Origin of the sequence: Zestomonas carbonaria (genome assembly GCF_904061905.1) — a bacterium.
In the GTDB taxonomy this organism is placed as follows: domain Bacteria; phylum Pseudomonadota; class Gammaproteobacteria; order Pseudomonadales; family Pseudomonadaceae; genus Aquipseudomonas; species Aquipseudomonas carbonaria.
Window position 1 is genome coordinate 130,531 of the sequence record NZ_CAJFCI010000076.1, and the last position, 13,900, is coordinate 144,430.

At 68.4% G+C, this 13,900-nt stretch carries 14 protein-coding genes; 7 read left to right on the forward strand and 7 right to left on the reverse strand.

Annotated features, from left to right (window positions below):
• Nucleotides 1-60: 60 nt before the first annotated feature.
• From PSEWESI4_RS19595 to PSEWESI4_RS19605, 3 genes are read right to left on the reverse strand one after another with little or no spacing between them, the layout of a single operon-like run.
• Entirely contained in the window at nucleotides 61-825 is a 765-nt protein-coding gene (locus PSEWESI4_RS19595; RefSeq protein ID WP_187672900.1) for an SDR family oxidoreductase, read from the reverse strand.
• Nucleotides 818-1,759, reverse strand: a complete 942-nt coding sequence (locus PSEWESI4_RS19600; RefSeq protein ID WP_187672901.1) for an alpha/beta hydrolase — start codon at nucleotides 1,757-1,759, stop codon at nucleotides 818-820. Before PSEWESI4_RS19600 ends, PSEWESI4_RS19595 begins: the two co-directional genes overlap by 8 nt.
• Nucleotides 1,743-3,212 carry a flavin-containing monooxygenase gene (locus tag PSEWESI4_RS19605; protein WP_187672902.1) on the reverse strand — a complete coding sequence of 490 codons (1,470 nt, stop codon included), beginning with the start codon at nucleotides 3,210-3,212 and terminating at the stop codon, nucleotides 1,743-1,745. The genes PSEWESI4_RS19600 and PSEWESI4_RS19605 overlap by 17 nt, the downstream gene beginning before the upstream one ends.
• 123 nt (nucleotides 3,213-3,335) lie before the next feature.
• Here PSEWESI4_RS19605 and PSEWESI4_RS19610 point away from each other — a divergent pair, with 123 nt between their 5' ends.
• A complete protein-coding gene (locus tag PSEWESI4_RS19610; protein ID WP_187672903.1) occupies nucleotides 3,336-4,334 on the forward strand; it encodes an AraC family transcriptional regulator in 999 nt (332 codons plus the stop codon).
• Between the two features lie 244 nt (nucleotides 4,335-4,578).
• Here PSEWESI4_RS19610 and PSEWESI4_RS19615 read toward each other — a convergent pair whose 3' ends face one another.
• Nucleotides 4,579-6,630 (reverse strand): LTA synthase family protein, encoded by a 2,052-nt coding sequence (locus PSEWESI4_RS19615; protein ID WP_187672904.1) that lies wholly within the window; start codon nucleotides 6,628-6,630, stop codon nucleotides 4,579-4,581.
• Nucleotides 6,631-6,861: 231 nt separating this feature from the next.
• Here PSEWESI4_RS19615 and PSEWESI4_RS19620 point away from each other — a divergent pair, with 231 nt between their 5' ends.
• The 3 genes from PSEWESI4_RS19620 to sigJ all read left to right on the forward strand — a co-directional run bounded on the left by PSEWESI4_RS19620 (nucleotide 6,862) and on the right by sigJ (nucleotide 8,697).
• Nucleotides 6,862-7,290 (forward strand): TOBE domain-containing protein, encoded by a 429-nt coding sequence (locus tag PSEWESI4_RS19620; protein WP_187672905.1) that lies wholly within the window; start codon nucleotides 6,862-6,864, stop codon nucleotides 7,288-7,290.
• 97 nt (nucleotides 7,291-7,387) lie between these two features.
• The gene (locus PSEWESI4_RS19625; protein WP_187672906.1) at nucleotides 7,388-7,819 is read left to right on the forward strand and encodes a carboxymuconolactone decarboxylase family protein; all 432 of its coding nucleotides are present in this window, start codon (nucleotides 7,388-7,390) and stop codon (nucleotides 7,817-7,819) included.
• Between the two features lie 2 nt (nucleotides 7,820-7,821).
• Nucleotides 7,822-8,697 (forward strand): RNA polymerase sigma factor SigJ, encoded by an 876-nt coding sequence (sigJ, locus tag PSEWESI4_RS19630; RefSeq protein ID WP_187672907.1) that lies wholly within the window; start codon nucleotides 7,822-7,824, stop codon nucleotides 8,695-8,697.
• A 37-nt stretch (nucleotides 8,698-8,734) separates the two neighbouring features.
• On the opposite strand, the gene speE is transcribed toward sigJ, so the two are convergent.
• Complete coding sequence (gene speE, locus PSEWESI4_RS19635; protein WP_187672908.1) at nucleotides 8,735-9,595, reverse strand: polyamine aminopropyltransferase; 861 nt, start codon at nucleotides 9,593-9,595, stop codon at nucleotides 8,735-8,737.
• A gap of 177 nt (nucleotides 9,596-9,772) precedes the next feature.
• On the opposite strand from speE, the gene PSEWESI4_RS19640 reads away from it, so the two are divergent.
• The 3 genes from PSEWESI4_RS19640 to PSEWESI4_RS19650 all read left to right on the forward strand — a co-directional run bounded on the left by PSEWESI4_RS19640 (nucleotide 9,773) and on the right by PSEWESI4_RS19650 (nucleotide 12,664).
• Complete coding sequence (locus PSEWESI4_RS19640; protein ID WP_187672909.1) at nucleotides 9,773-10,663, forward strand: DNA-3-methyladenine glycosylase family protein; 891 nt, start codon at nucleotides 9,773-9,775, stop codon at nucleotides 10,661-10,663.
• A 2-nt stretch (nucleotides 10,664-10,665) separates the two neighbouring features.
• Complete coding sequence (locus PSEWESI4_RS19645) at nucleotides 10,666-11,139, forward strand: methylated-DNA--[protein]-cysteine S-methyltransferase (protein WP_187672951.1); 474 nt, start codon at nucleotides 10,666-10,668, stop codon at nucleotides 11,137-11,139.
• 142 nt (nucleotides 11,140-11,281) lie between these two features.
• The gene (locus PSEWESI4_RS19650; RefSeq protein ID WP_235978971.1) at nucleotides 11,282-12,664 is read left to right on the forward strand and encodes an MATE family efflux transporter; all 1,383 of its coding nucleotides are present in this window, start codon (nucleotides 11,282-11,284) and stop codon (nucleotides 12,662-12,664) included.
• A gap of 64 nt (nucleotides 12,665-12,728) precedes the next feature.
• Here PSEWESI4_RS19650 and tusA read toward each other — a convergent pair whose 3' ends face one another.
• Both tusA and PSEWESI4_RS19660 read right to left on the reverse strand, forming a co-directional pair.
• On the reverse strand, nucleotides 12,729-12,983 hold the full coding sequence (gene tusA, locus PSEWESI4_RS19655) for a sulfurtransferase TusA (RefSeq protein WP_187672910.1): 255 nt from the start codon (nucleotides 12,981-12,983) through the stop codon (nucleotides 12,729-12,731).
• Nucleotides 12,984-13,034: 51 nt separating this feature from the next.
• Nucleotides 13,035-13,805, reverse strand: coding sequence for a CHAD domain-containing protein (locus PSEWESI4_RS19660; RefSeq protein WP_187672911.1), 771 nt, complete (start codon nucleotides 13,803-13,805; stop codon nucleotides 13,035-13,037).
• Between the last annotated feature and the right edge of the window lie 95 nt (nucleotides 13,806-13,900).

The following is a 13,900-nucleotide window of genomic DNA, read 5'->3' on the forward strand; positions in this document are numbered from 1 at the left end:
GGGGCTGCCGTCCTATCGGTGCGCGCGGCGCCCCCTACCAGAACGCCCCGGCGGCAGAGTTCACCCTTCGCGGCTCAACCAGCCCATCACCGCCCTGTTCAACCAGCTCGGCGAAAGCTGCCCCGACCAATACATCAGCTTGAACGACCAGCTCACCGGGCGATGCACCGCCGGGCCCCGGGCCTGCCTCCAGACCGCTTCAGCGATGTCCCCGGCCTTCAGCCTGACGCCCAGGCGGCGCAGGGTCGGCGGTTCGAAGCGCTGGTTGTCGACCATCGGCGTGCGCACGAACGGCGGCATCAGGTCGCCGACCCGGATGCCATGCCGGCGCCACTCCAGATCCAGCGCCTCGGTCAACCCGCGCACGGCGAACTTGGAAGCCGAGTAGCTGGCCATGTGCGGCGTGCCGTACAGGCCGGAAGCCGAGCCCATGTTGATCACCTGCGCGCCCGGCGTGGCCTTGAGGTAGGCGAAGGCCGCATGGGTCGTCTGCAACAGGCCGCGCACGTTGATGTCGAGGATGCGCGCATGCTCGTCCAGGCCGATCTCCTCGAAATGGCCGAAGCGCAGCACGCCGGCGCAGTTGAACAGCAGGCGCAAGCGGCCGTCGTGACGGGCACAGAACCCGGCCAGCGCCTGGCGCACGGCCTCCGCATCGGTGACGTCCACCGCCACGTACCAGGCGCCGTCCAGCTCGCCGGCCAGCCCGGCCAGCGCGTCCCGGTCGACGTCCAGCAGGCCGACCGCCCAGCCTCGCGAGTGGAACAGCCGTGCGGTCTCCGCCCCGATGCCCGAGGCGGCGCCGGTGATCAGGATGTTAGGCATCGGCGCGCCTCCGTTGCTGGTCGATGAACGCGGCGATCCGCGCCAGGGCCAGGTCGGCGCTGCGCAGCATGCCCGCGTGCGCCTGGAACACGTGCCAGAGCCCCGGATAGCGTTCCAGCGTCACCCTGACGCCAGCCGCCCGCGCCCGTTCGGCCAGACGCAGGCTGTCGTTGAGCAGCACCTCGTCCTCGGCGACCTGGATCAGCAGCGGCGGCAGCCCGGCCAGCTCGCCATACAGCGGCGACAGGCCGGGATCGCGGCGATCCAGATCCGGCGGGCAATACAAGGCGATGGCCTGGTCCATCCAGGACCGGTGCAGCAGCGGATCGCCAGCCGGCGGCTGGTGCAGGTGCTCGCCGGTGGCGTCGGTCAACGGCGACAGGCAGACCAGCCCGGCGGGCGGCGGCAGGCCCTCCTGGAGCAGGCGCAGCGTGGTGACCAGGGTCAGGTTGCCGCCGGCCGAGTCGCCGCCGATGAAGATCCGCTCCGGCCGGTGGCCGTTGTCCAGCAGCGCCCGGTACGCGGCCAACGCATCATCGCGGGCGGCCGGAAAGGGATGTTCCGGCGCCAGCCGGTAGTCCAGCGCGCACACCGCCAGGCGCCCACGTTTGGCCAGGCTGGCGCAGATGGAGCGGTGGGTGGACGGCCCGCCGATCAGGTAGGCGCCGCCGTGCAGGTAGAGCAGCACGCCGTCCTCGCCCTGCTCGGGCCGGTGCCACTCGCAGGGCCGTCCGGCCAGTTCGCCGGCCGTGCGGGTCACGCCGCGCGTCATCACTGGCGTCGCGGTCAGCATGCGGAGCACCAGGCGCTGCCCGGCGATCGGCATGGGCGGCCGTACCAGGCCACGGAACAGCAGGCGCAAGGCGCCCCGCAGGATGGCGCGCAGCAGCGGCTGGTCCGGAGCGGGTGCGGTGAATTCAGCGGACGCATTCATAGTCGGCAAGCTCCGGGTGACGGGTCAGTTTGCGATAGGCGAAGGTGAAGCCGGGCCAGTTGTTGGTGTTCTTGCCGTCGGCGGTCTTGTACCAACTGGTGCAGCCCTGCTCCCACACGGTGTGGCGTACCTGATGCTGCAAGCGCCGGTTGAACTGCCGCTGCACCTCCGGCTTGACGTCGAGGTAGCGCAGGCCACGCTCGTCCAGCGCGCGCAGGCAACCAAGAACGTAGCTGAACTGGCTCTCCAGCATGTAGAGGATCGAGTTGTGGCCGAGGTTGGTGTTCGGCCCGTAGAGCACGAACAGGTTGGGGAAGCCGTTGACGCTGATGCCGAGGTAAGCCTCCGCGCCGTCCCGCCAGGCCTGGTTCAGCTCCAGGCCACCGCGCCCGGTGATGTGCATCGGCGCGAGGAAATCGGTGGCGGCGAAACCGGTGCCATAGATGATCGCGTCGACCTCCCGCTCCCGGCCATCGGCGCTGACCAGCCCGCGCTCGGTCACCTCGCGGATCGCGGTGTCGACCACTTCCACGTTGTCCCGCGCCAGCGCCGGGTAGTAGTCGTTGGAGATCAGGATGCGCTTGCAGCCCAGCGGATAGTCCGGCTCCAGGCGCCGGCGCAGCTCGCGGTCGGGAATGCCGCGCGCGAGGTGCTTGTGGAAGCTCAGGCGCATCATCTTCATCAACGGCGGGAACACGCTGAACGCCAACACCCGCGACTCGTGCTGGATGTACTTGAGCAGCCGGTCGACCTTCTGCAACGCGGGGAAACGCTGCATCAACGCCAGCTCCCAGGGCCGGTAGGCGCGGTCCGGCTTGGGGATCACGTAGGCCGCCGAGCGCTGGAACAGGTGCAACCGCGCGACCTGCGGGGCGATCTGCGGCACGAACTGGATGGCACTGGCACCAGTGCCGACCACCGCCACACGCTTGCCGGCCAGGTCGTAGTCGTGGTTCCAGCGCGCCGAATGGAACACCTCGCCCTGGAAGCGCTCGATGCCCGGCAGGCGCGGATAGAGCGGCCGGTTGAGCTGGCCGCAGGCGCTCACCAGCGCCCGTGCGGCGAAGGTCTCGCCAGCGGTGCTGGTCACCCGCCACAGCCCCTCGGCTTCGTCGAACGCGGCACCGGCCACTTCGATGCCGAAGCGGATATGCCTGCGCAGCCCGTAGTCGTCGGCCAGTTGCCGCTGGTAGGCGTGGATTTCCGCCTGCGGCGCGTACTTGCGCGACCAGTCGGTCTTCGGCGCAAAGGAAAAGGAATACAGGTGCGAAGGCACGTCGCAGGCCGCGCCCGGATAGCTGTTGTCGCGCCAGGTGCCACCGACCTCGCCGGCCTTTTCCAGGATCAGGAAATCGTCGATGCCGGACTGCCGGAGCCGGATGGCCAGGCCTAGTCCACCGAAGCCGGCGCCGATGATCAGCACCCGCACGGGCGATGGGGAATTGTTGTGCATTGTTGTCTCCCAGGTTCTACGTGCCCCGAATCGATGTCCCGAGGCTGGAACCGATGCTAAGGAGTTGCCCCCCGGGTTGTTTATGGCATAGTCGGCCAAAAATTGTGAGTTCCGGACAAAGCCATGCCTTGCCCTCGCCGTAGTGCCATCAGCGTGCAATTGCTCACCCAGTTCGGCCTCGACCACGGCCTGTCCATCGATGCCTGCCTGGCCGGCACCGGCCTGGACTGGCGCCTGCTGGCCGATCCCGGCGCCGAGGTCGATACCGAGCAGGAGTTGCAGTTGCTGCGCAACCTGGACCGACACCTGGGTCCGCAACCCGGCATCGGCCTGGCGGCCGGGCGTCGCTATCAGCTCAACAGCTACGGCATCTGGGGTTTCGCCCTGCTCAGCAGCCCGACCTACAGGGACGCCGCCCGCCTCGGCCTGCGCTACCTGGACCTGACCTATGCCTTCCATGGCATGCGCCTGGAGGAGCATGGCGAAGAAGCGCACCTGCTGCTGGACGACGACGGTGTGCCCGAGGACCTGCGCACCTTCCTCCTCGAACGCGACCTGGCCGGGATGCTGCAAGTGCAGCGCGAACTGTTCAATCGCGACCCGCCGGTCCTGCGCGTGGAACTGCGCCTGCCGGCTCCGCCGGATCCCCGCCCCTATGTCGAGGAGATCGGCGTGCTGCCGCTGTTCGACCGGCCGCACAACCGCTTCGTCTTCCCCCGCCATCTGCTCGACCTGCCGTTGGCCGGCGCCAGCCCGCAGACCGCGCAGTTGTGCGAGATGCAATGCCAGCAGTTGCTGGCCAAGCGCCAGCAGCGCGACGGCCTCGCCGGGCGGGTTCGCGGCCGGCTGCTGGAACGCCCCGGCCGCCTGCCGGACATGGAGCAGGTAGCAGCCAGCCTGCACATGACCTCGCGCACCCTGCGCCGCCGCCTGGACGATGAAGGCACCAGCTTTCGCCTGCTACAGGAGGAAGTGCGCCAGGCACTGGCGGAGGAACTGCTGGCGCTCGGCAGCCTGACCCTGGAGGAGATCGCCGAGCGCCTGGGCTACAGCGAGGTGTCCAACTTCATCCACGCCTTCAAGCGCTGGAAGGGCGTGACGCCGCGGCGCTATCGGCCCTAGCGTGTGGGTTGTTTGGTTTAGTGGATCCCCGCGTGCGCGGGGATCCAATGAATAGCCAGGACCACGATCCGGGCCCTCTCGCTGCACCGGGATCGCCAGCAAGCTGGCTCCTACAGAGCGGAGCCCCGACGCTGTCGCCGATCCGCGGCGTCTTGATTGGATCCCCGCGTTCGCGGGGACCCAATGAACAGCCCGGGAACCGCTCCGTGCATTCCACCGCCCTGGACAGGACGGCGGGCGGGTCTCACTTGCTGTCCTTCACCCCGGCGGTGTTGTCCAGCAGGCTCGTCGTGGCCGTTTGCAGGAAGGCTTCGAGATACTGCTTCAGCTTCGGATCGATCGCGCCGGTCTCGCGCTCGGCCTTCGGCTCGGCGCCAAGGCGATAGCGGTACTGGCTCGGCTCGAAGTCCTTGGGCTGCACCAGGATGCGCTCGGCGGTAACGATGGCCACGGTCTGGTCGCTGCCGGACGGCTTGATCACGCCGATGCCGGTATCGCCTTCCGGCAGGTTCAGCAGGTCGCGTCCCCAGCACTGGTGGCGCGTCTCGCCGCCCAGGCGGCCCATGATGGTGGGCACCACGTCGACCTGGGTACCGACGGTGTGGTTGACGCTGCCGAACTTCTCCTGCACGCCCGGCCCGATCAGCAGCAGCGGCACGTTGAAGCGGAACAGGTCCATCTCGGTGAGCTGCTGGTGGCCGCCGAAGCCGTGGTCGCCGACCAGCACGAACAGGGTGTCCTTGTAGTACGGCTCCTTCTTCACCTTGTCGAAGAACTGGCCGAGCGCCCAGTCGGCGTAGCGCATGGCGGTCAGGTGATCGTTGAGCCCGCCCTGGTCGGTGACCGGCTCCACCGGCAGGTTCTCGGGCAGCGCGTAGGGCGTGTGGTTGGAGAGGGTCTGCAGCAGCGCGTAGAACGGCTTGTCGGCGGGCATCCTGGCCAGCTCGGCGGCGCCACGGTCGAACATGTCCTGGTCGGAAACGCCCCAGGTCGGGTCCATGAACACCGGGTCGATGAAATCCTCGCGGCCGATGAAGCGGGTCATGCCCTGGTTGCTGAAGAAGCCGGACTGGTTGTCCCACTGGAAATTGCCGTTGTAGACGTACAGGTCGTCGAAGCCCCGCGCGCTGAGCTGCTGCGGCAGGCCGGAAAACTGGTGGGCGCCCTCGGGCATGCGCATCAGGTACTCGAAGCCCGGCAGGTTGGGGAAGCAGGCCATGGTGGCGAACATGCCCTGGTGGGTATGGGTGCCGTTGGAGAAGAAGCGGTCGAACAGCAACCCCTCCTTGGCCAGGCGATCGAAGTTCGGCGTGATGCCCTCGATCGGGCTGCCCAGCGCGCCGACGGAGTGGCCGGCGAAGCTTTCCATGAGGATCACCACCACGTTGCGGATCGGCAGCGTGCCTTCGGCCGGCGGGGTGGAGTCACGACGGATCACCGCGCTGTCGGCGTCGACCAGCTTGTCGTGGGGCGTCAGCAGCATCTCGCGGGTCAGCGCGCGGGCCTGCTCGTCGGGCATGGTCGCCTTCCAGGCGTTGTCGCGATGGGCGCCGAAGTGGTGCTTGGCGGCGTCCGCCAGCGACAGGCTGGCGTTGAGGCCGAGGTGGTTGGCGAAGATCGAGTCGGTGGTGTAGGCATCGCCCCAACGCAGCGGCGGGCCCTGGCGCACATGGCCACGGGCGGCGATCACCGCTACCACCAGGCAGAGGAAGAACACCGTGCCGCGCATGTACCAGGGCGCGCCGTGGTGATGCGCGGCAACGACCCTGGGCCGGCTCGCCAGGTCGATACGCGCGAACAGCCAGTACAGCAGCCAGGTCGCCAGCGCCCAGGCCAGGAGGTAGCGGCCGACCGGGAAGCCGTTCCACAGCATGCTCGCCACGGTGCGCAGGTCTTCCTGGAAGTACTGGAACACCAGGCTGTTCAGGCGCTGGTGGAACTCGCGGTAGAAGTCCAGCTCGGTGATGCCGAGGAACAGGGTGAGGCTGGCGAAACCGGTCAGCCACAGCCGGTGGAAGCCACGCGCGACCATCGCCCGGTGGCTGAGCAGCGAGAGCAGCAGCGGAATGCAGGCGAACACCACCAGCCGCAGGTCGAAGCGCAGGCCGTTGAAGAACGCCTCGGCGAACACCGCCGCCGGGCTGTCGCCGATCAGGTCGCGGTTATAGGCCAGCAGCGCCACCCGCAGCAGCGTGTAGAGCACCAGCAGGGCCAGGCCGCTGTACAGGGTGAAGGTGAGATGGCTCTTGAGGGTGACGACGGTGGGCTGACGGTTCGGGACATCCGGTGAGGTCATTGCAGAGCGTGATCCATGAGGTGGCGGTGAACGATGGGACCGGCCTGGGGCCGATGAAATTCCGCGATTGTCCCTTCCGCGCCGTGAAAAATTCGTCATGCCCGGAAACCCTGGGCGGCAGCCGTCTCCGTGCACCGAAGTCCCCACCACGACTTGACCGAACCGACAACGACGTCCAGACCTATTGGGCCGTCGCGCCATTCGCGACATTTCCCGGAACAGGAGCCCCCCATGAAAGTCAGCGCCCGCAACGTCTTCAAGGGCACTATCAGCCGCCTGGTGACCGGAGCGGTCAACGCCGAAGTGGTCATCGGCCTGGCCGGCGGCGACAGCCTGGTCGCCATCGTCACCCTCGAGAGCGTGAAGAGCCTCGGCCTGGCCGTGGGCAAGGAGGCCGTGGCGCTGGTCAAGGCCCCCTGGGTGATGCTGATGACCGACGGCAGCGACATCCGCCTGTCCGCCCGCAACTGCCTGGCGGGCACGGTGGCCTCGGTGGAAGACGGCGCGGTGAACGCGGAAGTGGTGGTCACCCTGCCCGGCGGCAACCAGGTGACCGCCATGGTGACCCGCGACGCGGTGAAGGAACTGGGGCTGGCGCCAGGCGTGGCCGCGACTGCGGTGATCAAGGCCTCCCACGTGATCGTCGGCGTGCCGGCCTGAGACTTCCTCCCTGTCGCGGTTTTCCGGCCCGGCACAGGTCACAAACGCGGCGGCTGGTTCGTCGAGTGGATGTCATCCCCTCGACCAGGAGTACACCATGACCACCACGACCGCCGTGAACTACCAGCAAGTCATCCCCGACGTCCTCCAGGCCATGGGCCAGGTCCACGTTCATCTGGACGCCCACGGCCTGGACCGTCCCCTGCATCACCTCGTGCAGTTGCGCGCCTCGCAGCTCAACCAGTGCGCCTACTGCGTGAAGATGCACACCCGCGAGGCACGCGAGGATGGCGAGACCAGCCAGCGCCTGGACCGCCTGGTGGTCTGGGCGCATTGCGATGACTTCAGCCCGCGCGAGAAAGCCGCGCTGGCCTGGACCGAAGCCCTCACCCGGCTCGACGCCGCCACCGACTACGCCACGCTGCGCACCACCCTGCGCGAGCACTTCAGCGAAGTGGAGATCGGCGCCTTGACCGCCACCGTGGCGATGATCAACCTGTGGAACCGCATCCAGGTATCGAGGCATTGAAGATGACCGCAATCGACAGCGCGGCGTTCTTCGAGGAGCAGCGTCGCTACCTGCTCAACCTCGCCTACCGCCTCCTCGGCTCGCGCGCCGAAGCCGAGGACGCGGTGCAGGACTGTTTCCTCAAGTGGCGGGAAGCCGACCACGCCAGCCTCGACAACCCGCAGGCCTGGCTGACCACCCTGTGCACCCGGCGCTGCATCGACCTGCTCAGGTCGGCGCGGCGGGCGCGGGTCGACTACGTCGGCACCTGGCTGCCGGAGCCGCTGCCCACCGGGGACGAGGGTTCGCCCGAACAGGCGCTGGAACTGGCCTCCTCGCTGTCCACCGCCTTCCTGCTGCTGCTCGAACGGCTCACCCCGAAAGAACGCGCGGCCTACCTGTTGTTCGAGATATTCGACCACGACTACCCGGCCATCGCCGAAGTACTGGGCGTGCAGGAAACCGCCTGCCGCAAGCTGGTATCCCGCGCGCGTAGCGGGCTCGCCCAGGACAAGGTTCGTCACCTGGCGCCGCGCGACCGCCAGGAACAACTGCTCGACGCCTTCCACGCCGCACTCGCCAGCGGTGCCACCGGACAACTGGTGACCCTGCTCGCCGAGGACGTCGAACTGTGCGCCGACGGCGGCGGCAAGGTGCCCACCCTCGCCCGCATCCTGCACGGCAAACCGGCGGTGCTGGAATTCATCCTCGGTTCGCTGCGCGGCTACTGGGCCGACTACGCCTGGCAGCCGAGCGAACTCAACGGCGGTCGCGGGGTGCTCCTGCTGTCCGGCGAACGGGTCGTCGCCAGCGTCACCTTCGCCTACGACGAAGCCGGCCGGGTCAGCAACATCTACATCCTGCGCAACCCGGACAAGCTCGAAATGCTCCCTACGTAGAACGATTCCCTGGCGCGAACTGCACCAAGGCTCGGGCTCAGTCGTTGCTCGGCTTGCCGATGGCCTGCAGCACGTACTGCGGCAGGGCGAAGGCGCCCAGGTGGATTTCCGGGTTGTAGTAGCGGGTGACGATGCCGCTGCCGGCGAAGCGCTGGCGCAGGGTTTCCAGCGGCAGCTTGCGGTGTTCGGGGTCGATGCTGCCCCAGGCGAAGGTCATGCTGCCGCCGATGTAGGTCGGCACCGCGGCCATGTAGAAGTGCCAGTCGGGGAACAGGCCGTCCATGCGTCCGGCGGTGGTCTGCACCTCGCCGAGCTGCATGAACGGGGTGCCGTTCTGGGTGACCAGGATGCCGCCGTCGTTCAGGCAGCGGCGGCAGGCCTGGTAGAAGTTCTCGGAGAACAGCACCTCGCCCGGGCCGATCGGGTCGGTGGAGTCGGAGATGATCACATCGAACTTCTCGCGGGTGTTGGCGACGAAGTTCATGCCGTCGTCGATCACTAGGTTCAGGCGCGGGTCCTCGAAGGCACCGCAGGAGTGGTTGGGCAGGAACTCCTTGCACATGTCCACCACGGTGCCGTCGATCTCGACCATGGTGATGCTCTCGACGCTGCGGTGCCGGCGCACTTCGCGCAGGATGCCGCCGTCGCCGCCGCCGATGATCAGCACGCGCTTGGCCGCGCCGTGGGCGAGGATCGGCACGTGGGTGAGCATCTCGTGGTAGATGAACTCGTCGGCCTCGGTGGTCTGGATCACTCCGTCCAGGGCCATCACCCGGCCCATCCGGGCGTTCTCGAAGATCACCAGGTGCTGGTGCTCGGTACGCACTTCATGGAGCAGCTTGTCCATGCTGAAACGCTGGCCGTAGCCTTCGTAGAGAGTTTCCAGATAATCGCTCATGGGTCGATCCCCCTGATGGCTGAAGGTGGTGGCGCGCGGCCCAAGGAAACGGAACGCGGCGTTCCGGGAAAAAGGGGCGCATTCTACGATGGCCGGGATGACAGGTCGAACCGCGCGATGGAATTCGATGGCCGGATTCGGAGCGACAAGCCGACGTGGCGGGGTTATCGTCTGGGCATGAACGAAACCCTGACCTCCGCCCCGCTGCGCCTGGCCTATCGCGAACCCTGGAGCTGGCGGCAGTTCCACGACCATTTCGCCCTGCGCCGCCTGGCCGGTGTCGAGCGCCTGGAGACGCAACGCTACACCCGCAGCTTCCGCCTCGGCGCGCGAAGCGGCTGGTTCAGCGTGCGCCCGTTGGCCGGCGAGGCGGCGCTGGAGCTGAGCCTGGCGCCGTCCTGCAGCGACCTCGTCGATGTTTTGACCCCCAGGGTGCGGCGGATGTTCGACCTGGACCGCGATCCCGCCGCCATCGCCGCGCACCTCGGCCGCGATCCGCAGCTCGCCGCCCTGCTCGCCCGCGCGCCGGGGCTGCGCCTGCCGGCCGCGTTCGATCCGTTCGAGCAGGCGGTGCGCGCCATCGTCGGCCAGCAGGTGGCGGTCAAGGCCGCGGTGACCATCACCGGCCGCCTGGTGCAGCGCCTCGGCGAGCCGCTGGCGGAGCCGCCAGACGCCGAGCCGATGCGGCTGTTCCCCACGCCACAAGCATTGGCCGCCGACCCGCTGGACAACATCGGCATGCCCGGCAAGCGGGTGCAGACCCTGCGCCACTTCGCCGAAGCAGTGGCCAGCGGCGAACTGGAGCTGAGCGTCTCGGACGGCGTCGAGACGCTGGTCGAACGCCTCTGCGCACTGCCCGGCATCGGTCCCTGGACCGCCGAATACATCGCCCTGCGCGCCTTCGGCGAAGCGGACGCCTTCCCCACCGCCGACCTCGGCCTGCTCAAGGCGCCGCTGTGGGGCGCGGGCGGCATCGATCCACGCTCACTGGCCGCTCGTGCCGAGGCCTGGCGGCCATGGCGCGCCTATGCGGCGGTCTATCTCTGGCACGACTACGCGAGTGAATGAACATGCATTACCGCTACCACGACAGCCCGCTCGGGCCCCTGTTGATCGCCGGAGACGAAGAAGGACTGCGCCTGCTGCACATGGACGCCGCCCAGCCCTGGGAACTGGCCTCCGACTGGTATCCGGACGCCGGCGAACTGGACGAGGCCTGCCGGCAACTGGACGAATACTTCGCCGGCCAGCGCGAACACTTCGAGCTGCGACTGGCCCCTGCCGGCACCACCTTCCAGCGCCGGGTCTGGCAGGCCTTGCAGGAAATCCCCTACGGCCGCACCTGGAGCTACAGCGAGCTGGCCCGCTACATCGACAAGCCCGAAGCGGTGCGCGCGGTGGGCACCGCCAATGGCGCCAATCCGATCGCCATCGTGATCCCCTGCCACCGGGTGATCGGCAGCAACGGCACCCTCACCGGCTACGCCGGCGGGCTGGAGCGCAAGCAACAACTGCTGCAACTGGAGGGCGCCTGGCTGCTCTGAAAGCGGCGACACCTGTCGGCAGGCTTTCCTGACCGCTCTGTCAGGACTAGACTAGCGCTTCCCCCTGCAAGTCCTGCCGCCATGCGGCACGAGTGCCCGGAACGCACTGCCGTCATAGTGCCATTCGAACCAGGATGGTCCCGTGTCCTCCGCCCCCTCCCGCTTCGCCCGTCTCCGGCGCGAGCTGCGCGCGCTATTGACCCTCGCCGCGCCGATCATGATCGCCCAACTGGCCGTCACCTCCATGGGCTTCGTCGATGCCGTGATGGCCGGCCGCGTCAGCCCCCGCGACCTGGCCGCCGTGGCCCTCGGCAACTCGATCTGGGTTCCGGTGTTCCTGTTGATGACCGGCACCCTGCTGGCCACCACCGCCAAGGTCGCCCAGCGCTTCGGCGCCGGCCAGCCGGAACGGATCGGCCCGCTGGTACGCCAGGCCCTGTGGCTGGCGCTGGCGGTCGGCCTGATCGCCGCGGCGCTGCTGGCCCTGGGCGCCGAGCCGGTGTTGCACCTGATGAAGGTCGACGCCGAGCTGATCGCGCCGAGCATGGGTTACCTGTACGGCATCGCCATGGGCTTCCCGGCGGTGGCGCTCTATCACGTGCTGCGCTGTTTCAGCGACGGCCTCGGCCGCACCCGGCCGAGCATGCTGCTGGCCGTCGCCGGCCTGCTGCTGAACATCCCCCTGAACTACGTGCTGATCTACGGCCACCTGGGCTTCCCGGCCCTCGGCGGGGTCGGCTGCGGCTGGGCCAGCGGCGCGGTGATGTGGTTCATGTTCCTCGGCATGCTGGGCTGGGTCCGCCGCGCTCCGGCCTACCGGAGCAGCCGGCTGTTCGAACGCTTCGACTGGCCGCAGCGCGAACCGATCCAGCGCCTGCTGGGCATCGGCGTGCCGATCGGCATCGCGGTGTTCGCCGAATCGAGCATCTTCGCGGTGATCGCCCTGCTGATCGGCAGCCTCGGCGCCACCGTGGTCGCCGGCCACCAGATCGCCCTGAACGTCAGCTCGATGGTGTTCATGATCCCCTACGCGCTGAGCATGGCGATCACCGTGCGGGTCGGCCAGGCCCTCGGCCGCCACGAACCGCGCGAGGCGCGCTTCGCCGCCGGGGTGGGCATCGCCACGGCGCTGACCTACGCCTGCCTGTCGGCCAGCCTGATGCTGCTGGGCCGGCACGCCATCGCCGGCATCTACACCCCCGACCCGCAGGTGATCTCGGTGGCGGCGACGTTGCTGGTGTATGCGGCGCTGTTCCAGTTCTCCGACGCCGTCCAGGTCAGCGCCGCCGGCGCCCTGCGTGGCTACCAGGACACCCGCATCACCATGCTGCTGACCCTGTTCGCCTACTGGGGCATCGGCCTGCCGGTGGGCTACGCGCTGGGGCTGGCCGACTGGCTCGGCGAACCGCGCGGACCGAGCGGCCTGTGGCAGGGATTGGTGGCCGGCCTGACGGTAGCCGCGGCGATGCTCATGCTGCGCCTGGCCAGCAGCGCGAAGCGGCACATCCGCCTCGCCAAGACGTAGGGTGGGCTTCAGCCCACCAGCCATGGTTTTGACGTGAGTCGGTGGGCTGAAGCCCACCCTACGGTCAGGCTTCGATCTTCTTGCGGATCCAGTACAGGTAGGTGCCGGCCTCTTCCTGCTGGTCGAGCAGTTCGTGGCCGAGGAACAGGCAGAACTTGGGAATATCGCGGCGGGTCGAGGGATCGGTGGCGATCACCTTGAGCAGGCCGCCGGCAGCCAGGTCGCGCACTTTGTTGTGCAGCATCATCACCGGCTCGGGGCAGTTGAGGCCGCTGGCGTCGAGCACGGCATCGACCGGCAGATCATCGGTTCGGGACATCGGGGCACTCCGGAAACAGGCGCTCATTGTCGCGCAAAGCTGACCTTCAGGTCACCTTCCCGTCGGAAAATGCTCCATCAGCGCCTCGCAGGCCTTGTCGGCGCGCACCTCGGCCTCCGCCAGGGCGGCCTGCCAGCCGGGCATCAGGGGCGCGAGATCGGCTTGCTCGCCGGCGCGGGCCAGCCATTGCAGATGGTCGTGCCAATCGCCGAGAGCCGACTGCGCGGCCTTCAGGGCCGTCCAGCCGTCGTCGGCCACCGGCGACAGCGCCGGATAGGCTTCGTCGCCATAGCGCACCCGCTTGATCAGCAGGCGCAGGCGATGACGGTCGTGGGCCGGGTCGACCAGGGCTTCGGCCAGCCGCGCGGACTGTCGCCGCAACACCTTGCGGGCCCGCTTGCGCAACCCTTTCAGCCCGCCATCGGAATCCGCCCGGCGCACCAGCCCCGGCCAGTTGTCGAGCACCCGGAACAGGTGCCGCAACTCGGCACTGCGCAGCAGGGTTTCGTAGCCTTGCTCCAGGGCAACGCGCCGCGCGCCGAGCAGTTCGCCGTGCCCCTGGCGCTCCAGCTCGGCGAGCAGCACTTCGAGATCACGCAACGGCCCGCTGAGCACGCCGAGCGCGGCGGCGGCCTCCTCCAGCGGCATGACGACCGGTTGCTCGCGCAGTGGCCGCAACAGGCTGCGCAACTTGCGCAGGTTGATGCGCAAGTCGTGCAGAGCCTCCGTGTCGGTGCGCGCAGCGAGACGTTCACGGCAGGCGCGCAGGGCGATGTCCAGACTCAGCACCTGGGCGACCAGATCGTCTACGAAACGAGACATGGAGCAATCCTTGGACGAACGTTCGATCAGCTTAGTGGAGCGCCCCGGGGCGGCAAGTGACGGATTGTCACAGATGCTCGAACCCTACTCCCCTG